Origin of the sequence: Exiguobacterium sp. s22, from assembly GCF_018617455.1 — a bacterium.
Taxonomy (GTDB): Bacteria; Bacillota; Bacilli; order Exiguobacteriales; family Exiguobacteriaceae; genus Exiguobacterium.
The window spans coordinates 1-376 of sequence record NZ_JACSKD010000024.1 but is presented as its reverse complement, the minus strand read 5'-3'; the positions used below and the strand labels follow the sequence as shown (position 1 = coordinate 376).

Sequence of the window (376 nt, the reverse complement as noted above, 5' to 3'; positions counted from 1 at the left end):
ATCAAGAAACTGGACAACAAGGAACAGCGTTGGATGAAAGACAAGGATCACAAGGTGAGCCGTGAGATCGTCGACTTCGCAAAAGAGAACAACATTTCTGTCATTCGCCTAGAGAAGCTAGCGAACATCCGACAGACGGCAAGAACAAGCCGTCAACACAATAAGAATCTGCATACATGGTCGTTCTATCGCTTGGTATTATTTATCGAGTACAAGGCGAAACTAGAAGGGATCAAGATTGAATATGTCAATCCTGCATATACATCTCAAACATGCCCTTCTTGCGAGAGTCGGAATAAAGCGAAAGACCGTACCTATTCGTGTTCTTGCGGATTTAATAAACATCGAGATGTAGTTGGTGCGATGAATATCCGAA

General features: G+C 43.1%; 1 protein-coding gene. It reads left to right on the top strand.

The window, feature by feature from the left end; all coding sequences use genetic code 11:
- The coding region (locus KNO94_RS15505) for an RNA-guided endonuclease TnpB family protein (RefSeq protein ID WP_214781054.1) at positions 1-376 on the top strand (376 nt) is incomplete at both ends.